Raw genomic sequence first — 22968 nt, 5'->3', positions numbered from 1 at the left:
AAGTCAATGCAAATGAGAAGCATTCGCAACTAGCTATTTTCAAACTGGACGCCCTTGGCTAGTGTACGACCATGAAACAGCACAAGAATCGTGTCGAAGAACTGGAAGGCGTCTTGAGGGACGGAGGCGTGCGCGTGACGCGCCAGCGCTCTGCGATCCTGAAGATTCTCGCGACCGCCGAAGACCACCCGGATGCGAGCGAGCTGCACCGGCGCGCCAAGGAAATCGACGCCACCGTCTCGCTTTCGACCGTCTACAGGACGTTGTCGGCGCTCGAACAGCAGGGCGTCGTGCATCGCCACGCCTTCGAAAGCGCCACCGCCCGTTTCGAGACCGCCGACGCGCCGCACCACGATCACCTGATCGACATCGATACCGGTGCCGTGATCGAGTTCCGCTCCGACAAGATCGAGCAGCTGCAAGCGGAGATTGCCGCCGAGCTCGGCTATGATCTGGTCCGCCACCGGCTCGAACTCTACTGCCGCAAGCGCAAGGACTAATCGGGTCGTTGCAACGATAGCCGCAACGGGCGCGCTTGCCTTCTTTATCCAAAGCTTCCCATCTGCACGCGCGTCAGCTGCGCTCGACGGCGGCTGACGCACGTCGCCGCGCCGGCATGGTCATGGCCGCGACGCCGACGATGACGCAGCCAAGGCCGATCCAGGCGGTGTCCGACAGTCTTTCGCCGAGGAAGAGCGCGCCGATGGCAACGCCGATCGGAACGCGCAGATAGGCCTGGGCCGTGGCACCGACCGAACCCAGCGTCTGGATCAGCCGGAAGTAGATGGCGAAGGCAAGTGCCGTCGAGAAGACCGCAAGGCCGACAAGCGCCAGCAACGACTCCGCCGACGGCGCCAGCGTCCAGGGCCTGTCGACGACGAGGCTCACCGGGAGCAGCAGGGCTGCGCCCGCGATCAGCGATCCGGCGGCAGGCATCATCGGGTCCAGCCCCTTGAAGCTGCGGCCGAAGATGGCAGCACCCGCGTAGCAGACGGTGGCAAACACCACGGCGAGCTGCGGCAGCAACTGTTCGCCCAGGCCGCCAAAGGCTTCCATGCCGATGATCAGGCTGATGCCGGTCATGCCGGCGATGACGCCGACGAGCTTGCGCACCGTGACCGCTTCGTGGCGAGTAATCAGTGCTGTCATCAGGAAGGCGAAGATCGGCGTCGTCGCATTGAGGATCGAGGCGATGCCGGCATCGATCGTCTGCTCGGCCCAGGCAATCAGCGTGAAGGGCACGACGCTGTTGAGGCAGGCCTGGAACAGGAAACGCCGCCAGGTTGCGCCGTCACGCGGCAGGCTGAGGCCGCGCCAGCGCAGGACCGCAAGCAGAAGCGTACCGGCGATCAGGGTGCGGGCTGCGATCAGCGTGACCGGCGGAATGGTTTCGATGCCGATCTTGATGAAGGTGTAGGACGCGCCCCAGAGCGTCGCCAGCGCAAGAAGCAGCAAGAGTTCGAGGGAAAGGTTGGTCTTGGCCATCGGGATCGCATCCTTCGTCGTCATTGGTGCCACCGTTCTAGCGTGACGCTTACGGCGGATGCTTCGTTGGCGGTCGAAGTATCGGGACCTGAAAAAGCGAAACCCCGACTTTCATGGGAAGCCGGGGTTTCGTGATTGCGGGTGGCTCAATGGCTGTCGGCGAGCTTGGCGGCGTTGACGCTGGCCGTGCTTTCGAAGCTGAGGCCATTGAAGAAGGCGTTGAGCACGACGGCCGAGATCGAGGCGAGCACGATGCCGGACTCGATGATCGGGTGGATCGCATGCGGCAGCCACATCAGGAAGTTCGGCGCGATCAGCGGGATCAGGCCGAAGCCGATGGAGACGGCGACCACGAACAGGTTGTTGCGCGACGACTTGAAATCGACCGTCGACAAGATGCGCACACCTGTTGCCGCGACCATGCCGAACATCACCAGGCCCGCGCCGCCGAGCACGAAGGTCGGCACCGCCTCGACCAGCGCGCCCATCTTCGGGATCAGGCCGAGCGCGATCATGATCACGCCGCCCATCACGCAGACGTACCGGCTCTTGACGCCGGTGACGCCGACAAGGCCGACATTCTGCGAGAAGCTCGTATAGGGGAAGGTGTTGAACAAGCCGCCGATCATGGTGCCGAGGCCATCGACCCTGAGGCCGGCCGTCAACTGCTGCCGCGAGACTTCGCGATTGGTGATTTCGCCGAGCGCCAGGAACATGCCTGTCGATTCGATCATGACGACGATCATGACCAGCGACATCGTGGCGATCAGCACCGGATCGAAGATTGGCATGCCGAAGCGCAGCGGCGTGACCACGGCAAACCAGCCGGCGTCGGCCACCCGGTCGAAATGCATCATCCCGAGGGCGGCGGCAACGACGCAGCCGACGACGACGCCGGTCAGCACCGCTATGTTGCTGATCAATCCCCGGCCGAAGCGGGCGATCACGAGAATGGAGAGGAGCACGAAGCCGGCAAGTGCAATGTGGCTGGGCTCGGCATAGATCGGGTTCGGGACACTGGCGCCGAGCACCAGGCCATCCGGCACCGCAGGGCCGCCGGCGGCTGCGGCTTTCTTGAGCCCCGCCAGCCATTCCGCATGGGTCGGGTCGACGAGTTTCGGCGCGGTCGGGCCGAAGGGGTTGCCGAAGATCCAGTTCACGCCGACGCGCATCAGCGACACGCCGATGACGAGGATGATCGTGCCGGTGACGACAGGCGGGAAGAACCTGAGCAGCCGGCCCATGACCGGCGCCAGCAGAAGCGCCACGAGGCCGGCGCCGATGATGGCGCCGAAGATCATGCGCGCGCCTTCCTGACCGGGCGTCATGGCTGCCATCGAAACCATCGGGCCGACGGACGCGAAAGTGACGCCCATCATGACCGGGAGCCGGATGCCGATGCTGCGGCCGAGGCCGAGTGACTGGATGATGGTGACGAGGCCGCAAACGAAGAGATCGGCGGAAATCAGGAAAGCGACGTCCTCGGGGCTGAGCTGCAAGGCGCGGCCGACGATCAGGGGCACTGCGACGGCGCCGCCATACATGACAAGGACATGCTGTAACCCGAGGGTCGCAAGCCTGCCCACGGGCAGCCTCTCGTCCACCGGGTGTATGCTGGAAACGTCGCTCATGGTTCCTCCTCCCATTGCATCGACCAGTCCGGCTCCCCCGTCCTCCAACAGGGAAACTCCATCTTCGGTTGTCGAGACAGAATGTCGCAAGTGTCGCTGGAGCGAAAACACTTTCCGGATTTCGGGGGAAATTGTCGAGGGGAGAGCAGGGCGGGATAGTTCGGAGATGGTCGCCGAACGGCTTCCACCGGGACAATCGCCGTCGCACAGGTCAAGGCCCGCCGGCGGACTGACCGATCCTAGTAACGATGCAACGTTGCTGCAATGCGCAACGACGATGGTTCACCGCGTCGGCGCGAAGGCTCCGGCGCGGTTGGTTTGGGATCATGTCGATGAAATCTTGCAGTTTGGCCCTTTCTTCCTGGTGCCGTGTGCTTCTCGTACTGCTGGTCGTTCTCTGGCCGGCGGTCGCCGGGGCGAACGGCGTCAGTTTCCCCGGGCAATGGCGGCAGGTGGCCTCCGGCACCGATGATTGCGAGCGCTGCTGGGTCGAGATCAGACGGAACGGTCCCGTCCTGAAGGTGACGGGCAGGGACGGATGGTTCGCCGTGACCCATCTCGGGCGCGTCGGCGGCGGTTCGACCGCCGAGGGCATCGGCCGCTGGAACGAGGACGGCGTTAGCCGCTATCGCGGCAAGCCCTTCGACATCCGCATCACGATTGTCGACGAGCATCTCTACATGGATATGAGCGTGCGCATGGATGACGGCTCGACGCAGGCGATCAGGGCAGTCTTTGACAAGCGCCGATGGGAGAAATCCGCGCGCCGCGCGATGGTGAAATCGTAGAGTCTTGTTCCCTGTCAGCCCGCGCCCGAACCCGTCACCCCATGTGCCGGGAATAGATTGGCAGCCATGAAATCGACGAAGACCCGCAGTTTCGGCGAGAGATGCCGGCTGGACGGCCACAGGATCCGGTAGGTGCCGCAGCGACGCAGCTGGTTTTCGAGAACCGCCACAAGCGTTCCCTCGCGCATTTGCCGCCTGATGGTGAAATCCGGAAGGCAGGCGATGCCGAGCCCTTCCTCGGCCATGTGGATCAGCGGCTCCAGCGCATTCGAGACGGCCGTCACCGGCAGATCGACGCTTGCCGCTGAGCCGTCCTCCATCAAGGGCCAGGGCTCCAGCTTGCCTGTCGAGGGAAAGCGATGGTGCAGGCAGTGATGCTGTTCGAGATCGCGCGGCGCCGTGGGCGTGCCATGTTTCTCGAAATAGGCGGGCGAGGCGACGAGATAGGGGTGAAAGGTGCCGATCTGGCGCGTCATCAGACGGGAATCGCCGAGATCGCCGCTGCGGATCACCGCATCGAAACCCTCCTCGATGACGTCGACCATGCGGTCGGAGAAGTCGAGATCGATCTCGACCTCCGGATAGGCACGCATGAAGGCCGTCAGCGTCGGCATCAGCAGCATTCCGGCCATCGGCAGGCTGACGCGCAGCTTGCCGCGCGGCGCCTCCTGGCTCTGCACCAGCTCTGCCTCGGCCGCTTCGACCTCGCAGAAAATCCGCCGGCAGCGTTCGAGAAACAGCGTGCCTTCCGGCGTCAGCGTGACGCTGCGCGTGCTGCGATGAAAGAGGCGAACGCTCAAGCGTTCCTCAAGGCGGGCAATCGCCTTGCCGACGGCGGAAGGGGAGACGCCGAGCTGGGTCGCGGCCTCGGTAAAACTGCGCGCCTCCGCCGCCTGCACGAATGCGTTGAGTGCGCCAAGGCTATCCATTCGTCCTCCTCGCCCGTCATGCGGGATTGCGGATATTTCTGTCCGATATCTTTGGAGCTGTAGCGCATTTTTCTGTGATTGGAAGCTCGCCATAGTCCGCCTGCCCGACAAACCGCGCTTGTGACGCGCGCAAACATCGTCGGCGAAAGAAGGAGAAAACATGCAGCAGGCACTTCTGGCCGGTTTCCGCAGCGATCCCGAACCCACCGTCTTCATCGTCAATGTCATCCACGCCCACGAGGGCAAGCAGGAAGAGGCGTTTCGCCTGATCCAGGACGTGGTCAACTATGTGGCCGAGCGCAAGGAGGGCTTTCTCTGGAGCAATCTCTCCAAGAGCACCGACGGCAAGACGGTCGTCAACATCGAAGCGATAGCAGGCGAAGGAAACGTCGAGGAATTTTTCAGCGACCCGGTGTTTCTGAAAAAATTCCGGGCGCTGCAGACGGTGTCGACCCATGAGTTCCACACCTATCGCGTCGACGATCTGATCTTGCCCAAGCGCGCTGCGTCTGCGGCGTCGGCATAGGAGATTCGCCGCCCGCATGCGCCGGCGGCGAACGCCCCCACCAGTCTCCAACCCGCCAACGCCAGCCGGGTGCGCTCGGCGCGCCGTCCTGAAAGACAGGTCCCATGCAATCCACCAACTATGTGTCTCCGGCCGCAGGGCAGGCCGCGGCGTCCACTGCCGTTCCCGAGGCCAGGCTTCCGCTTTCGGCGCTGCTTGCGCTTGCGACCGCCGGATTCATCACCATCCTGACGGAAGCGCTGCCGGCAGGCCTGCTACCGCAGATCAGCACCGACCTCGGCGTCTCGCCATCGCTTGCCGGTCAGATGGTGACGATCTATGCGATCGGTTCGCTCATAGCCGCCATCCCGCTCGTGGCGCTGACGCGCACCTGGCGCCGGCGGCCGCTGCTGATCGCGGCCATCTCCGGTTTTGCCGTGGTCAACACAATCACCGCGCTGTCAAACGATTACACTCTGACGATGGCGGCACGCTTGCTTGCCGGAGTCTTTGCCGGCCTGCTCTGGGCGCTTGCTGCCGGCTATGCCGGCCGCCTGGTGGCGCCGCAGTTGCAGGGACGAGCGATCGCCATTGCCATGCTCGGCGCGCCGGTGGCGCTGTCGATCGGCATTCCCGCCGGAACGATGCTTGGCGCCATGACCGGCTGGCGCATGATCTTCGGCCTCCTCAGTGTCATCACGGTGCTGCTCGTCGGCTGGATCCTTTTGGCGGTGCCGGACTTCCCGGGGCAGCGCACCGGGCGGCGGTTGCCACTTTCATCGGTGTTGCGCCTGCCCGGGATCAGGCCGGTGCTGATCGTGATGTTCGCCGTCGTTCTCGGCCACAACGTCCTCTACACCTACATCGTGCCGTATCTGAAGCCATCAGGCCTGGATCTGGAAGCCGACCGGGTGCTGCTTGTGTTCGGCGTCGCCTCGCTGGCGGTCATCCCCATCATCGGGGCACTCGTCGACCGGCACCTGCGCCTCCTGGTGCTTGCGACGACGGCACTGTTTGCAGCGGCATCGCTGCTGCTTGCGGTCTTCAGCGGGCAGCCGGCGGCGGTCTATCTCGGCGTCGTTGGCTGGGGGCTCGCCTTCGGTGGAGCGCCGACATTGTTTCAGACCGCTTCTGCAAAGGCTGCCGGCGCGGAGGCCGATGCGGCGCAGTCGATGATCGTCACCGGTTGGAATGCGGCGATGGCCGGCGGCGGATTGGCGGGTGGGCTGTTGCTCGACGGCGTCGGCGCGGCCGCTCTTCCCGTCGTACTGGTGGCGATCCTGGTTCCGGCCCTGGTCGTGGCGGGGTTCGGACGGCAGGGCTTTCCGCGCTCGCCTCGGTGACTTGAGTCGAGGCAACGAAAAACCGGGGCCGTTGTCGACCCCGGTGCCGCATCTCCTGATAGAGAAAGGCCGCCCGGTTCGGGCGGCCATCCTTGTTACTTCTGCCAGCTCTTGACCAGATCGTCGTAGTTGACGGTCTGCGGCTTTTCCTTCTCGTTCTCGATCTTCAGCTGCGGAGCGAGGTTGCCCTTGGAAACGGCGTCCTTGTTCCAGAATTCGAGATCGTGCTCTTCGGCGAGCTTCGGACCGATGTCGCCCTGGACGCCCGAACGCTCGAGACGGGAGAGAACCTTCTCCTGCTCGGCGCACAGCGAGTCCATGGCTTCCTGAGCGGTCTTGGCACCCGAGGATGCGTCGCCGATCGCCTGCCACCAAAGCTGAGCCAGCTTCGGATAGTCAGGAACGTTCGTGCCGGTCGGCGACCACTGCAGGCGGGCCGGCGAACGGTAGAACTCGATCAGACCGCCGAGCTTCGGAGCGCGGTCCGTGAAGCTCTTGTGGTCGAGCGTCGACTGGCGGATGAAGGTGAGGCCGACATGGCTCTTCTTCACGTCGACGGTCTTCGAGGTGACGAACTGCGCGTAGAGCCAGGCGGCCTTGGCGCGGTCGTCAGGGGTCGACTTCAAAAGCGTCCAGGAACCGGCGTCCTGGTAACCGAGCTTCATGCCGTCCTTCCAGTAGACGCCGTGCGGGCTCGGAGCAAAACGCCACTTCGGCGAGCCGTCCTCGTTGACGACGGGCAGGCCCGGCTTGACGAAGTCGGCGGTGAACGCCGTGTAGGTGAACATCTGCTGGGCGATTTCACCCTGCGACGGAACCGGGCCGGATTCCGAGAAGGTCATGCCCTGGGCGGCTGCCGGTGCATAGGCCTTCATCCAGTCCAGGTACTTCTGGATCGAGTAGACGGCAGCCGGGCCGTTGGTGTCGCCGCCACGGGCAACGCACGAGCCGACCGGACGCGAGTTCTCGTCGACCTTGATGCCCCACTCGTCGACCGGCTTGCCGTTCGGGATGCCCTTGTCGCCGTTGCCGGCCATCGACAGCCAGGCGTCGGTGAAGCGCCAGCCGAGCGACGGGTCCTTCTTGCCGTAGTCCATGTGGCCATAGACCTTCTTGCCATCGACTTCGCGGCCGGTGAAGAACTCGGCGATATCTTCGTAAGCGGACCAATTGACCGGAACGCCGAGGTCGTAGCCGTACTTCGCCTTGAAGTCCGCCTTGTTCTTCTCGTCGCTAAACCAGTCGTAGCGGAACCAATAGAGGTTCGCGAACTGCTGGTCGGGAAGCTGGTAGAGCTTGCCGTCCGGCGCGGTCGTGAAGGACTTGCCGATGAAGTCGTCGATGTCGAGGTTCGGGTTGGTGACGTCCTTGCCTTCATTGGCCATGAAGTCGGTCAGGCTGCGGGCCTGCTGGTAGCGCCAATGGGTGCCGATCAGGTCGCTATCGTTGATATAGGCGTCATAGACGTTTTCGCCCGACTGCATCTGCGTCTGCAGCTTTTCGACGACGTCGCCTTCGCCGATCAGGTCGTGGGTGATCTTGATGCCGGTGATGTCGGAGAACGCCTTGGCGAGCGTCTTCGATTCGTATTCATGCGTGGTGATCGTTTCGGAAACGACCTTGATTTCCATGCCGGCAAAGGGCTTGGCCGCATCGACGAACCACTGCATTTCGGCTTCCTGCGCCGCGCGGTCGAGCGAGGACATGTCGCCGATCTCACTGTCGAGGAATGTCTTAGCCTCGTCCATGCCGGCAAAAGCGGTGCCGGTGAAAGCCAGCAGCATAGCTGCCGTCGTAGTCAAAAGATGCCGTCGCATAATTCCCTCCCTTAGGTTTGCGAATGCGGTTCTTTAGCTTTCGAGGGGTCGCTGGTTTAGCGGCCCCTCAAATCGGTTCGTTCGCCTCAGACGTAGCGGAAGACGCCGACGGCATAGACCAGGGAGAGCGCGAGCGCCCACCACAGGTTCTGCCCGCCGACGAAGCCGAGCCATGCGAGGTGAATGAAGGCGCTTCCGAGCAGCGACACGAACAGGCGATCGCCCCGTGTCGTCTCGAAGCGCAGGATGCCGACGCGCGGGTTGCCACCGGGCGAGGCATATTCCCAGACTGCCATCATCGACAGCAGCGCGAAGATCGTCAGGAAGAACATGGCCGACGGAAACGACCAGGCCATCCAGCCGCCGGCGATGAGCGGCGCGAACCAGTCGCGCGCCCCGTCCTTGATCGGCAGCATGCTGACGAGAAGGCCAGCTATGGTGGCGTAGACGAGAAGAACGGCGGCGAAAGGCAGCTGCCAGCGGGCCTTGCGAATGGGTTGAGCGGTCATCATACCCTCCCCAGGGCAAAGCCCTTGGCGATGTAGTTGCGAACGAAATAGATCACCAGCGCGCCCGGGATGATGGTGAGCACGCCGGCGGCGGCCAGCACACCCCAGTCGAGGCCGGAAGCGGAAACGGTACGGGTCATGGTTGCGGCGATCGGCTTGGCGTCCGTGGTCGTCAGCGTGCGGGCAAGCAAGAGTTCGACCCAGGAGAACATGAAGCAGAAGAAGGCGGCGACACCGATGCCGGACGCGATCAGCGGCATGAAGATCTTCACGAAGAAGCGCGGGAACGAGTAACCGTCGATATAGGCGGTTTCGTCGATTTCCTTCGGCACGCCCGACATGAAGCCTTCCAGGATCCAGACCGCGAGCGGCACGTTGAACAGGCAGTGCGCCAGCGCCACGGCGATGTGCGTGTCGATCAGGCCGAAGGCCGAATAGAGCTGGAAGAAGGGCAGCGCGAAGACCGCCGGCGGCGCCATGCGGTTGGTGAGCAGCCAGAAGAACAGGTGCTTGTCGCCGAGGAAGCGGTAGCGCGAGAAGGCATAGGCTGCCGGCAAGGCTGCCGCGACCGAGATCACCGTGTTCATGACCACGTAGATGATCGAGTTGATGTAGCCGTTGTACCAGGAGGGATCGGTGAAGATCACCTCGTAGTTCCTGAGCGTCGGATTGACCGGCCAGAGCGAGAAGGTGCTGAGGATCTCGCTCGTCTCCTTGAAGCTCATGTTGACGAGCCAGTAGATCGGCAGGAGCAGGAAGACGATGTAGATCGTCGGCACCAGCCAGGAGAGGCGTTCGGTAAGCGGTTGTTTTTGCATGTTGGTTCTCCTCCCGCCTTTGTCAGCCCTGCGCGTCGCTCGTGGTCATCACGGTGTAGAAGATCCACGAGAGCAGCAGGATGATGAGGAAGTAGATGATCGATAGCGCTGCCGCCGGACCGAGGTCGAACTGGCCGATGGCCGTCTTGACGAGGTCGATGGACAGGAAGGTGGTGGAGTTGCCCGGGCCGCCGCCGGTGACGACGAAGGGCTCGGTGTAGATCATGAAGCTATCCATGAAGCGCAGCAGGAAGGCGATCAGGAGCACGCGCTTCATCTTCGGAAGCTGGATGTAGCGGAACACCGACCAGCGCGAGGCGCCGTCGATCTTGGCGGCCTGGTAGTAGGCGTCCGGGATCGAGACGAGGCCGGCATAGCAGAGCAGCACGACGAGGCTCGTCCAGTGCCAGACGTCCATGACGATCAGCGTCACCCAGGCAGCGACCGGGTTCTGCACGTAGTTGTAGTTGATGCCCATCGCTTCGAGCGTGCGGCCGAGCAGACCGATATCGACGCGGCCGAAGACCTGCCAGATGGTGCCGACGACGTTCCACGGAATGAGCAGCGGCAGCGCCATCAGGACCAGGCAGACCGGCACGCCGAGACCCTTCTTCGGCATGTTGAGCGCGATGATGATGCCGAGTGGGATCTCGATGGCCAGAATGATCGCCGAGAAGATCAGGTTGCGGGTGAGCGCATCCCAGAAGCGGTCGGACGACAACACCTCAACATACCAGTCGGTGCCGGCCCAGAAGAACTGGTTGTTGCCGAAGGTGTCCTGGACCGAATAGTTGACGACGGTCATCAGCGGAATGACGGCCGAGAAGGCGACCAGTACCAGGACCGGCAGCACCATGAACCAGGCCTTGTTGTTCCAGGTTTTCTCCATGGTCAGGCCTCCTCGCCGACGCGCCAGGAATCGGCGTAGATGTTGATGGCTTTGGGGTCGAAGCGGACGCGCGGCTCGGCGGGGATCTCGCCGTCCTCGTCGACGATGATCGAGATCGGCTGGTCGGCGAAACGGGCGCGTACGATCTTGTGGCGGCCGATATCCTCGACCTTGGTGATTGCGACCGGCATGCCTTCGCGGCCGAGCGAGACGAATTCCGGGCGAATGCCGAGTTCGGTCTTGGCGCCGGGCTTGACCGTGGGCTGGAAGTTCAGCGCCACATGTTCGCCGCCGACGGTCGCGGTGTTGCCGTCAAGCTTGACCGGCAGCACGTTCATGCCCGGCGAGCCGATGAAGTAGCCGACGAAGGTGTGGCGCGGGCGCTCGAAGAGTTCGGCCGGGGTGCCGATCTGCACGATCTGGCCGTCATACATGACGACGACCTTGTCGGCGAAGGTGAGCGCCTCGGTCTGGTCGTGGGTGACGTAGACCATGGTGAAGCCGAACTGCTTGTGCAGCCGCTTGATCTGCGAGCGCAGCACCCACTTCATTTCCGGATCGATGACGGTCAGCGGCTCGTCGAACAGGATGGCGCTGACGTCGTTGCGCACGAGGCCGCGGCCGAGCGAGATCTTCTGCTTCTGGTCGGCGGTGAGGCCCCGGGCGGTCTTCTTCGCCCAGCCGCCGAGACCGATCATCTCGATCGTCTCCTTGACGCGGCGGTCGACCTCGGCCTCCGGCACATGCCGGTTGCGCAAGGGGAAGGCCAGATTGTCGTAGACGGTCATCGTGTCGTAGATCACCGGGAACTGGAACACTTGGGCGATGTTGCGTTCCTGGGTCGACAGGTTCGTCACGTCCTTGCCGTCGAAGAGGATCTGCCCTTCGGACGGGTTGATCAGGCCCGAGATGATGTTGAGCAAGGTGGTCTTGCCGCAGCCGGAGGGGCCGAGCAGCGCATAGGCGCCGCCGTCGTTCCACTCGTGATGCACTTCCTTCAGCGCGTAGTCGTTCTCGGACTTCGGCTTGGCGCCATAGGCGTGGCGGATATGGTTCAGATTGATGCGTGCCATGTTTTCCTCCCAGCGCCTCCTTTAGGCCGCGCCGCCGATGGCGCGTCCGTCCGGCCCGAAGGCCATGAGATGGCGGGTATCGACGAAGACCTCGAGGGTTGCGTCCGGTTCGATGTCGTGAATGCCCGGCGCCAGCATGACCCAGCGTGCATTGGCGAAACCCACGTGGATGAAGCTCTCGGATCCGGCGATCTCAGAGATCGCCGTCTTCACGGTGAGGGCGTCCGCGCTACCCTGCGGGCGGTCGAACGAAATGTGGTGCGGCTGGAAGGCGACGGTGCAGGGACCGTCGCCAATGCCAGCCAGATGCGAAGGCACCGTCAGCACCGGCTTGCCGTCGAGCGTGAAGGTCGCGCCTGATTTGACCAGTTCGATGCAGTTCAGCGGCGGATCGGCGAAGGTCCGCGCCGTGATCAGGTCGACCGGGCGGCGATAGACGTCGATCGTCCTGTCGAACTGGGTGATGCGGCCCTGGCTCAGGGCTGCGGTATTGCCGCCGAGCAACAGCGCTTCCGAAGGCTCGGTCGTCGCATAGACGAAGATGGCGCCGGAGGCGGCGAAGATCTTCGGCAATTCCTCGCGCAGCTCCTCGCGCAGCTTGTAGTCGAGATTGGCGAGCGGTTCGTCGAGCAGCACGAGATCGGCGTTTTTGACGATGGCGCGGGCAAGTGCGGTGCGCTGCTGCTGGCCGCCCGAAAGGCTCAACGGCGTGCGGTCGAGATAGGGCGTCAGCTTCAAGAGCTCGGCGGCCTTGCGCACTTCGCGGTCGATGGTGGCGGTGTCGGCGCCGCTGATGCGCATCGGCGAGGCGATGTTCTCGTAAACGGTCATCGCCGGGTAGTTGATAAACTGCTGGTAGACCATGGCGACCGAGCGCTTCTGCACCGGCTGGCCGGTGACGTCGATGCCGTCGAAGATCAGCGAGCCGGAGGCCGGCTTGTCGAGACCGGCCATCAGCCGCATCAGCGACGTCTTGCCGGACAGGGTCGGGCCGAGCAGTACGTTGAGCGACCCCCTCTCCAGCACCAGGTCGGTCGGGTAGATATGCGTCTCCCCGCCCACGACCTTGGATATCTTCTTCATTTCAAGCATTGAATTCTCCACCCAGCCCTAAGGCAGTCCCGAGCGTTCTCACCCCAGCGCGGAAACGCTCTCTTGTCGTCTTTCGCATTTCCTGACGCAGACCGGCTGCGCGGTTTGGTCGGAAATGCGCATGAATGCGAGCGTTTCAGGCGGCTGCGTTGGCCGCGCCTCGCATGTATTCCTCCAGTGCCGATGCCTCGCCGGGCGTCAGCTTCAATCCCAGTTTCGTGCGCCGCCACAGCACGTCCTCGGCGTGCCGCGCCCATTCCTGCATGATCAGCCACCTGACCTCGGCCTCGTAGAGATCCGCGCCGAAGTGGCGGCCAAGTGCGGCTTCGTTCGTTGCCGAACCCAGAATGGCCGCGGCGCGGGTGCCGTAAAGGCGCACGAGGCGACGGGCATGCTTGGGCGTCAGGAAGGGGTATTGCTTCTGCAGTCTCGCGACTTCGTTGGCGTAGCCCTCGGTCGGAAAATCGCCGCCAGGCAGCTTGGACCCTGCCGTCCACTTCGAGCCTTTGACGCCGATCGCCTCGCCGATCTTTTCAAGCGCGGATTCGCCAAGGCGGCGGTAGGTCGTGAGCTTGCCGCCGAAGACGTTGAGAAGCGGGGCTGCACCCTTGTCGCCCTCGACGCGCAGCACGTAGTCGCGGGTCGCTTCCTGCGCCTTGCTGGCGCCGTCGTCATAGAGCGGGCGCACGGCCGAATAGGTCCAGACGATGTCGTCCTTTGTCACCGGCTCGAGGAAGTATTCGCTTGCTGCCTTGCAGAGATAGTCGACCTCGGCATCGCTGATGTGCACATCGGCCGGATTGCCCTTGTAGTCGCGATCGGTGGTGCCGATCAGCGTGAAGTCTTCTTCGTAAGGGATGGCGAACATGATGCGGCCATCCGGATTCTGGAAGAAATAGGCGCGCGGGTCGTCGAACTTCTTCTTCACGACGATATGGCTGCCCTGCACGAGGCGGACATTGTGCACGTCGTTCTTGCCGAGCGCACCCGAGAGCACCGCATCGACCCAGGGGCCGGCGGCATTGATGAGCATGCGCGCCTGCAACGTCTTGCGTTCGCCGTTTTCCTGGTTTTCGGTCTCGACGATCCAGACGGCGCCGTTACGCCGTGCCGAGACGACACGAGTGCGGGCCATGATGACGGCGCCGCGATCGGCGGCGTCACGGGCATTGAGCACAACCAGGCGGGCATCGTTGACCCAGCCGTCGGAATATTCGAACGCCTTGTTGAACAGGCGCTTCAGCGGCTTGCCGGCGGGATCGCGGTTCATGTCCAGCGTCGCCGTTGCCGGCAGCAGCTTGCGGCCGCCGATATGGTCGTAAAGGAAAAGGCCGAGGCGAATGAGCCAGGCCGGGCGCAGGCCGCCCTTGTGAAAGGGCAGCACGAAGCGCATCGGCCAGATGACGTGCGGCGCCATGGCCCAGAGCACTTCGCGCTCCATCAGTGCTTCGCGCACGAGGCGGAATTCGTAATGCTCGAGATAGCGCAGTCCGCCGTGGATGAGCTTGGTGGAGCCGGAGGACGTGCCGGAGGCGAAATCGTTCATTTCGGCCAAGGCGACCGAGTACCCACGGCCGACCGCGTCGCGCGCGATGCCGCATCCGTTGATGCCGCCGCCGATGACGAAGACGTCGTAGATTGCCTGCTCTGACACTGCTGTTTCCCCTCCACATTTCGCGATGCACAAATTGATGCGTCAGCGAAAGTGAAATCAGTTAAAACGAAAACATATCGAATGTCAAACGAATGCTCCCCGAATCTTTAGGGGTAGCTAAACCTCCTGTCTCAGGCGTCGGTTTCGATCAGCCGAACATCCTGTTCGGCACAGATTTTCCTGACGTTTTCGAGCGTGCAGCGATCGGTGATGAAGGTCTGGACCTGGGAGATATGGCCGATGCGAACAGGCGCGGTTCTTTCGAACTTGGTCGAGTCGGAAACCAGGATGACATGTCGTGCATTGGCGATGATTGCCTGCGCGACTTTCACTTCGCGGAAGTCGAAATCGAGAAGCGCGCCGTCATGGTCGATGGCCGAGGCGCCGATGACCGCGAAGTCGACCTTGAACTGCTTGATGAAGTCGACGGCGGCCTCACCGACGATGCCGCCATCCGAGCCACGCACGACGCCGCCCGTTATCACCACCTCGATCGACGGGAAGACGCGCAAGCGGTTGGCGACGTTGATGTTGTTGGTGATGACCATCAGTTCCTTGTGGTCGAGCAGGGCCTCGCCCACCGCTTCGGTGGTGGTACCGATGTTGATGAACAGCGAGGCGTTGTCGGGGATGAGCTCGGCAGCCGCCTTGCCGATTGCCTGTTTCTCCGGTGCGGCGATCTGGCGGCGGGCATCGTATTTGACGTTTTCCTTGCCGCTCGGAAAGATCGCGCCGCCGTGGATGCGGTTCAAAACCTTGGCGTCGCAGAGGTCGTTCAGGTCCTTTCGGATCGTTTGCGGCGTGACGGAAAAGCGTTGCGCCAGTTCCTCGACCAGCACCCGTCCTTCGCTTTTTGCCAGCTCCAGGATCTCCGCCTGCCGACCCGTCAGATACATTTCATCCTCCCCATTTTCGTTTTGGTTCATAATATGCAAAAACGAAAGCCGTGCAATTTCAGAATCGGCGTTTGTGATGAAATCGCTTTCGCAATGAGGCGAGGGTATCGGTGCGCGTTGCATTCGTTTCGCCGATAGGCGACTTTGCTTGAGGAATGAAGAGGGAAAAGACATGTTTCATCCGGCCTTGTTCAAGGGCATGACTGTTGTCGTCACCGGTGCCGGCCGCGGCATCGGGCTGGAGGTCGCCCGGCAGTTTCTGGATTGCGGCGCGCATGTGCTCGTTCATGCCGGGCGATCGATCGGCGATCTACCCGATTTCCTCGAAACGGCGGCAACGGAAGGCCGGGCGCATGTGGTCACGGCCGACTTCCTGGCGCCCGGTGGTGTCGAGGGGCTGGCCGAGGTGATCAGAGGCCAGTTCGACAGCGTCGATATCCTCATCAACAACGCCGGCACCATGGTCGGTCGCTTTCCCGCGGCGGAACTCACCGACGAGCAATACCAGACCGTCGTGCAGCTGAACCAGACCGCCGTCGTCGAGATGACCCGGGCGATGCTGCCGTTGCTGCGCAAGGGGACGCATCCGGCCATCGTCAACACCGTGTCGATCTCGGCGGTTACCGGCGGCAGCGCCGGCTCGTCGATCTATTCGGCGACCAAGGCCTTCGTTGCCACCTATTCCAAGGCACTGGCGCGCGAGCTCGCGCCCGAGGGTATCCGGGTCAATTGTGTCTCGCCCGGCACCATCACCACCGAGTTTCACGAGCGTTATTCGTCGCCGGAAAAACTGGAGGCGACCCGCAAGACCATTCCGCTCGGCCGCCTCGGCACGGCGGAAGATTGTGCGCCGGCCTATCTCTTCCTCGCCTCGCATGCGCTGTCCGGCTATATCACTGGCCAGGTGCTGGAGGTGAATGGCGGGCAGCTGATCGCGTGAACATGTGTTTGTTTCGGCGCTTGCCCCTCATCCGCCTGCCGGCACCTTCTCCCCGCCTGCGGGGAGAAGGAAGGCTGCGGCACCCGCTCGCGTTCCCCACTCCATTCGGCGTCATGAAGGGGCGAGCTCGCGAAGCGCCGCGTCCCCTCGCCCCGCAAGCGGGGAGAGGGTTAGGGTGAGGGGCAGAGCCACGGTAACTGAAGGCCGGACATGATCGACAAGCTGGAAATGTTCCTCGTTCTCGCGCGCGAGCGGCACTTCGGCCGCGCGGCGGAGGAATGCGGGGTGACGCAGCCGACGCTCTCGGCTGCCATCCGCCAGCTCGAGGACCAGCTCGGCGTCATGCTCGTCAGCCGCGGTTCGCGCTTCCAGGGGCTGACGCCGGAGGGGCAGCGCGTGCTCGAATGGGCGCGCCGCATCGTCGGCGATACCCGCACGATGCGCGAGGAGATGCGGGCGGCGCGCAAGGGGCTTTCCGGCCATATCCGGCTCGCTGCGGTGCCGACGACGCTCGCCATGGTGCCGATGATCACCGCACCGTTCCAGGAAAAGCATCCTGACGTCACCTTCTCGGTGCTGTCGACGACATCGGTGCAGATCCTGGCGCTGCTGGAAAACCTCGAGATCGATGCCGGGTTGACCTATCTGGAGAATGAGCCGCTCGGCCGGGTGACCAGCGTTCCCCTCCAGGTCGAGCGCTATCATCTGGTGACCGCGGCCGGAACACCGCTTTCGGAGCGGGAAAGCGTGACGTGGAAAGAGGTTAGCGACGTTCGGCTTTGTCTATTGACGGCTGACATGCAGAACCGCCGCATCATCAACCAGCATTTTTCCGAGGCCGGCGCCGTCGCCAAGCCGACGCTCGAATCGAACTCGATGATCGTGCTTTTTTCGCATGTTCGCACCGGCCGCTGGGCGAGCATCATGCCATTCAACGTCGCGAAATCATTCGGTTTTCACGAAGATATCCGGATGATCCCGATCGTCGATCCGGATGCCCGCCACACCGTCGGCCTGGTTGCGACGCATCGTGAGCCGTTTACGCCGCTCGTCTCCGCTTTGCTGCACGAGGCACGCATTCTCGGCGAGCGAAATCAGGTTCAATAGATTTTTTCTATCGATCGACGGAACAGCCTTATTGACCCCCAGGGCCATAAGCGCGAAGCTTTTTTGATCATGGCCGGAGACCGCCGAGGAACGGCCCTTGCCAGAAGTGAAATGTCGGCTGGGCCGGTCGCCCATTTTGGGTCTTGCCATTCCAGCCACGAGCCGGGAGGGCTCCCGTTGAATATCCATCAGCCGCGTGCCGATATCGCGGATACCACGCTTGCCATCGTCGAGGCGCTGAAGGGGCTCGAAGGGCCACTCCTGCCGATCCTGCACGAACTGCAGGAAGAATTCGGCTACGTGCCGCAGGAGTGCCTGCCGGTCATTGCGCGCGAACTCAACCTGTCGCGTGCCGAAGTCTATGGTGTCATGACCTTCTACCATGACTTCCGCGAGCATCCGGCCGGGCGCCATGTGCTGAAGCTCTGTCGCGCCGAAGCCTGTCAGTCGATGGGCGGCGACCAGCTTGCCGAACGCGCGAAGCGGCTGCTCGGCATCGATTTTCACCAGACGACTCCGGACGGTGCGGTGACGCTCGAGCCGGTCTACTGTCTCGGGCTCTGTTCCTGCGCACCCTCCGCCATGCTCGACGGAGAGGTGCATGCCCGGGTCGACGCCACCGAGCTTGAGGCTCTCGTTCAGGAGGCGCGGCGATGACGGTGAAGATCTATATCCCGCGCGACGCGGCGGCGATTGCGCTCGGCGCCGAGAAGGTCGCCAAGGCGATGGCCGAAGCCATTGGCGCACGCGGCCTTGACGTCGTGATCGTGCGCAATGGTTCGCGCGGCATGCACTGGCTGGAGCCGCTGGTCGAGGTGGAAACGGCCGAAGGCCGTGTCGCCTATGGCCCGGTCAAGGCGCGCGATGTCACCTCGCTGCTTGACGCCGGCCTGCTGGAGGGTGGCGATCATGCGCTCTGTCTCGGCAAGACCGAGGAGATCCCCTTCCTCAAGCAGCAGACGCGGCTGACCTTTGCCCGCTGCGGCATCATCGACCCGCTGTCGCTCGACGACTACCAGGCGCATGGCGGACTAACCGGCCTGCGCCATGCCATCGCCATGGCGCCGGAAGCGATCGTCGCGCAGGTGACTGAAAGCGGCCTTCGCGGCCGCGGCGGCGCCGGGTTCCCGACCGGCATCAAGTGGAAGACGGTTCTCGAAGCGGCGGGCGAGCGAAAGTACATCGTCTGCAACGCCGACGAGGGTGACAGCGGCACCTTTGCCGACCGGATGATCATGGAGGGCGATCCCTTCGTGCTGATCGAGGGCATGGCAATCGCCGGCATCGCGACTGGCGCCACCAAGGGCTTCATCTATACCCGCTCCGAGTATCCGCATGCGATCGCGGCGATGGCCGAAGCGATCGAGATCGCCCGCAAGGCCGGCGTGCTCGGGCCTTCGGTGCTCGGCTCCGGTCGGGCGTTCGACATGGAGGTGCGCGAGGGTGCCGGTGCCTATGTCTGCGGCGAGGAAACGGCGCTCCTGAACAGCCTCGAAGGCAAGCGCGGCATCGTTCGCGCCAAGCCGCCGCTGCCGGCGCACAAGGGCCTGTTCGACTGTCCGACCGTGATCAACAACGTGATCTCGCTCGCCTCCGTCCCCATCATCATGGACAAGGGCGCCGCTTTCTATCGCGACTTCGGCATGGGCCGGTCGCGCGGCACGATCCCGATCCAGATCGCCGGCAACGTCAAGCATGCCGGCCTCTACGAAACCGCCTTCGGCCTCGCGCTCGGCGAGATCATCGACCACATCGGCGGCGGCACGGCGAGCGGCCGGCCGGTCAAGGCCGTTCAGGTCGGCGGTCCGCTCGGCGCCTATTTCCCGCGCGCCCTGTTCGATACGCCGTTCGACTATGAGGCGTTCGCCGCGCGAGACGGCCTCATCGGCCACGCCGGCATCGTCGTCTTTGACGACACCGTCGACATGCTGCACCAGGCCCGTTTCGCAATGGAATTCTGCGCGGTCGAAAGCTGCGGCAAGTGCACGCCCTGCCGCATCGGTTCGACCCGCGGCGTCGAAGTTGCCGACAAGATCGCGGCGGGCATCGAGCCGGAGAAGAACCGCGAACTGCTTGCCGATCTCTGCAACACGATGAAGTTCGGTTCGCTCTGCGCGCTGGGCGGCTTCACGCCCTATCCCGTCATGAGCGCCATGACCCATTTCCCGGACGATTTTAAGCCGGTCCCGGTGGTGGAGGCTGCGGAATGATGGTGGCGACGGAATTCACCCCCCTCTGCCCTGCCGGGCATCTCCCCCACAAGGGGGGAGAATACATGCGGCTCGCTTCGAACGCTCAGGCGTCTGATGCGCTTGCCCGAGCGATCCCTTTGGAAAGAGCGGCCAGCCAAGGATCGATCTCCCCCCTTGTGGGGGAGATGGCCGGCAGGCCTGAGGGGGGTGACCTCGCCCCCTTGAACGAAATTTCTCAGGAGGCCTGATCATGTCTCTCATTCATGAAATCGACTACGGCACTCCTGCTTCGAAGTCCGAAACGCTGGTGACGCTCACGATCGACGGGCGCGAGGTCACGGTGCCTGAGGGCACCTCGATCATGCGGGCGGCAATGGATGCCGGCATCGAGGTGCCGAAGCTCTGCGCCTCCGACATGATGGATGCTTTCGGTTCCTGCCGGCTCTGTCTCGTCGAGATCAAGGGACGCGCCGGCATGCCGGCCTCCTGCACGACGCCGGTTGCCGCCGGCATCGAGGTCTCGACCCAGACGCCACGGCTGAAGGACGTGCGCCGCGGCGTGATGGAGCTCTATATCTCCGACCATCCGCTCGACTGTCTGACCTGCGCTGCCAATGGCGATTGCGAGCTGCAGGACATGGCCGGCGCCGTGGGCTTGCGCGACGTGCGCTACGGCTATGATGGCGAGAACCACGTCACGGCCCGCAACAATGGCGGGATCAACGCCAAGTGGATGCCGAAGGACGAGTCCAATCCCTATTTCACCTATGATCCGGCCAAATGCATCGTCTGCTCGCGCTGTGTGCGCGCCTGCGAGGAAGTGCAGGGCACCTTCGCGCTGACGATCGGCGGCCGCGGTTTCGACAGCCGCGTTTCGGCCGGCATGGCGGAAGACTTCATGTCGTCGGAATGCGTCTCCTGCGGCGCCTGCGTCCAGGCCTGCCCGACGGCGACGCTCATCGAAAAATCGGTGATCGAGATCGGCCAGCCCGAACATTCCGAAGTGACGACCTGCGCCTATTGCGGCGTCGGCTGCTCGTTCAAGGCGGAGATGCGCGGTGAGGAACTGGTGCGCATGGTGCCGTGGAAGGACGGCCAGGCGAACCGCGGCCATTCCTGCGTCAAGGGCCGCTTTGCCTATGGCTATTCCAACCACAAGGACCGCATCCTCAACCCGATGGTCCGCGAGAAGATCTCCGATCCCTGGCGCGAGGTCACCTGGGAGGAGGCCTATGCGCATGTGGCCTCGGAATTCCGGCGGATCCAGTATCAGTACGGCCGCGATTCCGTCGGCGGCATCACCTCGTCGCGCTGCACCAACGAAGAGACCTATCTGGTGCAGAAGCTGGTGCGCGCCGGCTTCGGCAACAACAATGTCGACACCTGCGCCCGCGTCTGCCACTCGCCGACCGGCTACGGCCTCGGCCAGGCCTTCGGCACGTCTGCCGGCACGCAGAACTTCGACAGCGTCGAATTCACCGATGTCGCCGTCATTATCGGCGCCAACCCGACCGACGGCCATCCGGTCTTCGGTTCGCGGTTGAAGAAGCGCCTGCGCGAGGGCGCCAAGCTCATCGTCATCGATCCGCGCCGCACCGACATCGTGCGCTCGCCGCATGTGGAGGCCGCCTATCACCTGCCGCTGCAGCCCGGCACCAATGTCGCGATCCTGACTTCGATCGCGCATGTGATCGTTACCGAAGGGCTCGCCAACGAAGCCTTCATCCGCGAGCGCTGCGACTGGTCGGAATACGAGGACTGGGCGAGCTTCGTCGCCGAGCCCTATCACAGCCCGGAGGCGACCGAAGCCTATACCGGCGTGCCGGCAGATCTGGTGCGTGGTGCCGCAAGGCTCTATGCCACCGGCGGCAACGGCGCGATCTATTATGGCCTCGGAGTTACCGAGCACAGCCAGGGATCGACGACCGTCATGGCGATCGCCAACCTCGCCATGGTCACCGGCAATATCGGCCGGCCGGGCGTCGGCGTGAACCCGTTGCGCGGCCAGAACAACGTGCAGGGCTCCTGCGACATGGGCTCGTTCCCGCACGAGCTGCCGGGCTACCGCCACATCTCCGACGACGCGACGCGCGAAACCTTCGAGAAGCTCTGGGGCGTCGAAATCTCCAACGAGCCGGGCCTGCGCATCCCCAACATGCTCGATGCCGCTGTCGACGGCACCTTCAAGGCCCTCTATATCCAGGGCGAGGACATCCTGCAGTCCGACCCGGATACCAAGCACGTGGCTGCCGGCCTCGCCGCGATGGAATGCGTCGTCGTGCACGACCTCTTCCTCAACGAGACCGCGAACTATGCCCATGTCTTCCTGCCGGGCTCGACGTTCCTCGAAAAGGACGGCACCTTCACCAATGCCGAGCGCCGCATCAACCGGGTGCGCAAGGTGATGACGCCGAAAAACGGCTATGCCGACTGGGAGGTCACGCAGAAACTCGCCCAGGCCATGGGCCTCAACTGGAACTACCGCCACCCCTCCGAGATCATGGACGAGATCGCCGCGACGACGCCGAGCTTCGCACTCGTGTCCTACGACTATCTCGACAAGATGGGCTCGGTGCAGTGGCCCTGCAACGAGAAGCATCCCGAGGGTTCGCCGATCATGCATGTCGACGGCTTCGTGCGCGGCAAGGGCAAGTTCATCCGCACCGAATATGTCGCGACCGACGAACGGACCGGCCCGCGCTTCCCGCTGTTGCTGACCACCGGCCGCATCCTCAGCCAGTACAATGTCGGCGCCCAGACGCGGCGCACTGACAACGTCGTCTGGCATGCGGAAGACAGGCTGGAGATCCATCCGCACGACGCCGAGCAGCGCGGCATCCGCGACGGCGACTGGATCCGGCTTGCGAGCCGCGCCGGCGAAACGACGCTTCGCTCGCTGATCACCGATCGCGTCGCGCCGGGCGTCGTCTACACCACCTTCCATCACCCGACGACGCAGGCGAACGTCATCACGACAGACTTTTCCGACTGGGCGACCAACTGCCCGGAATACAAGGTGACCGCGGTGCAGGTGATGCCGTCCAACGGTCCGTCGGACTGGCAGGTGGACTATGACGAGCAGGCCCGCCAGTCGCGCCGGATTTCCGGCAAGCTGGAGGCGGCGGAGTAACGTCCCATGGCGTTTTGTGCCTTGAGCTTACCCCCCTCTGGCCTGCCGGCCATCTCCCCCACAAGGGGGGAGATTCGCTGGGCTCGCCCGCTTGCGTCTCGTTTGGCCCTGCGTTCGACGCCAGATCATCTCCGCGATGTTGGAGCACGTGATAAGCGCAGACGGTTCCC

The 22968-nt window shown here is 63.6% G+C and carries 20 protein-coding genes; 9 read left to right on the top strand and 11 right to left on the bottom strand.

Annotated features, from left to right (window positions below):
• The first annotated feature begins 71 nt into the window (after nucleotides 1-71).
• Nucleotides 72-500 carry a Fur family transcriptional regulator gene (locus tag XB14_RS30605; RefSeq protein WP_077968009.1) on the top strand — a complete coding sequence of 143 codons (429 nt, stop codon included), beginning with the start codon at nucleotides 72-74 and terminating at the stop codon, nucleotides 498-500.
• Nucleotides 501-573: 73 nt separating this feature from the next.
• Here XB14_RS30605 and XB14_RS30600 read toward each other — a convergent pair whose 3' ends face one another.
• Together XB14_RS30600 and XB14_RS30595 are read right to left on the bottom strand one after the other, a co-directional pair.
• Nucleotides 574-1509 carry a DMT family transporter gene (locus XB14_RS30600; protein ID WP_419178650.1) on the bottom strand — a complete coding sequence of 312 codons (936 nt, stop codon included), beginning with the start codon at nucleotides 1507-1509 and terminating at the stop codon, nucleotides 574-576.
• A gap of 122 nt (nucleotides 1510-1631) precedes the next feature.
• A complete protein-coding gene (locus tag XB14_RS30595; RefSeq protein WP_077968007.1) occupies nucleotides 1632-3116 on the bottom strand; it encodes a nucleobase:cation symporter-2 family protein in 1485 nt (494 codons plus the stop codon).
• 332 nt (nucleotides 3117-3448) lie between these two features.
• On the opposite strand from XB14_RS30595, the gene XB14_RS30590 reads away from it, so the two are divergent.
• Nucleotides 3449-3904, top strand: coding sequence for a hypothetical protein (locus XB14_RS30590; protein WP_143348623.1), 456 nt, complete (start codon nucleotides 3449-3451; stop codon nucleotides 3902-3904).
• Between the two features lie 14 nt (nucleotides 3905-3918).
• On the opposite strand, the gene XB14_RS30585 is transcribed toward XB14_RS30590, so the two are convergent.
• Complete coding sequence (locus XB14_RS30585; protein ID WP_077968003.1) at nucleotides 3919-4833, bottom strand: LysR family transcriptional regulator; 915 nt, start codon at nucleotides 4831-4833, stop codon at nucleotides 3919-3921.
• Between the two features lie 160 nt (nucleotides 4834-4993).
• Between XB14_RS30585 and XB14_RS30580 the strand changes: the two genes are divergently transcribed.
• Both XB14_RS30580 and XB14_RS30575 read left to right on the top strand, forming a co-directional pair.
• On the top strand, nucleotides 4994-5359 hold the full coding sequence (locus tag XB14_RS30580) for an antibiotic biosynthesis monooxygenase (protein ID WP_077968001.1): 366 nt from the start codon (nucleotides 4994-4996) through the stop codon (nucleotides 5357-5359).
• Nucleotides 5360-5463: 104 nt separating this feature from the next.
• Nucleotides 5464-6681: an MFS transporter gene (locus XB14_RS30575; RefSeq protein ID WP_077967986.1), complete on the top strand. Its 1218-nt coding sequence runs from the start codon at nucleotides 5464-5466 to the stop codon at nucleotides 6679-6681.
• Nucleotides 6682-6776: 95 nt separating this feature from the next.
• On the opposite strand, the gene XB14_RS30570 is transcribed toward XB14_RS30575, so the two are convergent.
• From XB14_RS30570 to XB14_RS30535, 8 genes are all read right to left on the bottom strand, one after another.
• The gene (locus XB14_RS30570) at nucleotides 6777-8498 is read right to left on the bottom strand and encodes an ABC transporter substrate-binding protein (protein WP_077967984.1); all 1722 of its coding nucleotides are present in this window, start codon (nucleotides 8496-8498) and stop codon (nucleotides 6777-6779) included.
• An 86-nt stretch (nucleotides 8499-8584) separates the two neighbouring features.
• Entirely contained in the window at nucleotides 8585-9007 is a 423-nt protein-coding gene (locus XB14_RS30565) for a DUF2160 domain-containing protein (protein WP_077967982.1), read from the bottom strand.
• Nucleotides 9007-9825: a carbohydrate ABC transporter permease gene (locus XB14_RS30560; protein WP_077967981.1), complete on the bottom strand. Its 819-nt coding sequence runs from the start codon at nucleotides 9823-9825 to the stop codon at nucleotides 9007-9009. Before XB14_RS30560 ends, XB14_RS30565 begins: the two co-directional genes overlap by 1 nt.
• Before the next feature lie 22 nt (nucleotides 9826-9847).
• Complete coding sequence (locus tag XB14_RS30555) at nucleotides 9848-10714, bottom strand: carbohydrate ABC transporter permease (RefSeq protein ID WP_077967979.1); 867 nt, start codon at nucleotides 10712-10714, stop codon at nucleotides 9848-9850.
• A 2-nt stretch (nucleotides 10715-10716) separates the two neighbouring features.
• A complete protein-coding gene (locus tag XB14_RS30550; RefSeq protein WP_077967977.1) occupies nucleotides 10717-11787 on the bottom strand; it encodes an ABC transporter ATP-binding protein in 1071 nt (356 codons plus the stop codon).
• Between the two features lie 21 nt (nucleotides 11788-11808).
• Nucleotides 11809-12879, bottom strand: a complete 1071-nt coding sequence (locus XB14_RS30545) for an ABC transporter ATP-binding protein (RefSeq protein WP_077967975.1) — start codon at nucleotides 12877-12879, stop codon at nucleotides 11809-11811.
• A 136-nt stretch (nucleotides 12880-13015) separates the two neighbouring features.
• On the bottom strand, nucleotides 13016-14533 hold the full coding sequence (glpD, locus tag XB14_RS30540; protein WP_077967973.1) for a glycerol-3-phosphate dehydrogenase: 1518 nt from the start codon (nucleotides 14531-14533) through the stop codon (nucleotides 13016-13018).
• A 131-nt stretch (nucleotides 14534-14664) separates the two neighbouring features.
• On the bottom strand, nucleotides 14665-15429 hold the full coding sequence (locus tag XB14_RS30535) for a DeoR/GlpR family DNA-binding transcription regulator (protein ID WP_077967971.1): 765 nt from the start codon (nucleotides 15427-15429) through the stop codon (nucleotides 14665-14667).
• A 172-nt stretch (nucleotides 15430-15601) separates the two neighbouring features.
• On the opposite strand from XB14_RS30535, the gene XB14_RS30530 reads away from it, so the two are divergent.
• The 5 genes from XB14_RS30530 (at nucleotide 15602) to fdhF (ending at nucleotide 22798) form a co-directional block, all read left to right on the top strand.
• The gene (locus XB14_RS30530; protein ID WP_077967969.1) at nucleotides 15602-16369 is read left to right on the top strand and encodes an SDR family NAD(P)-dependent oxidoreductase; all 768 of its coding nucleotides are present in this window, start codon (nucleotides 15602-15604) and stop codon (nucleotides 16367-16369) included.
• Nucleotides 16370-16579: 210 nt separating this feature from the next.
• A complete protein-coding gene (locus XB14_RS30525) occupies nucleotides 16580-17476 on the top strand; it encodes a LysR family transcriptional regulator (protein WP_077967967.1) in 897 nt (298 codons plus the stop codon).
• A 177-nt stretch (nucleotides 17477-17653) separates the two neighbouring features.
• Complete coding sequence (locus XB14_RS30520; RefSeq protein ID WP_077967965.1) at nucleotides 17654-18133, top strand: formate dehydrogenase subunit gamma; 480 nt, start codon at nucleotides 17654-17656, stop codon at nucleotides 18131-18133.
• A complete protein-coding gene (locus XB14_RS30515; protein ID WP_077967959.1) occupies nucleotides 18130-19686 on the top strand; it encodes a formate dehydrogenase beta subunit in 1557 nt (518 codons plus the stop codon). Before XB14_RS30520 ends, XB14_RS30515 begins: the two co-directional genes overlap by 4 nt.
• A gap of 232 nt (nucleotides 19687-19918) precedes the next feature.
• Nucleotides 19919-22798, top strand: coding sequence for a formate dehydrogenase subunit alpha (gene fdhF, locus XB14_RS30505; RefSeq protein WP_077967957.1), 2880 nt, complete (start codon nucleotides 19919-19921; stop codon nucleotides 22796-22798).
• Nucleotides 22799-22968 lie beyond the last annotated feature (170 nt).

This window comes from Ensifer adhaerens (assembly GCF_002007205.1).
GTDB lineage: Bacteria > Pseudomonadota > Alphaproteobacteria > Rhizobiales > Rhizobiaceae > Ensifer > Ensifer adhaerens_D.
Note: the sequence above shows the minus strand (reverse complement) of the source record. Positions and strands in the feature narration are given on the sequence as shown.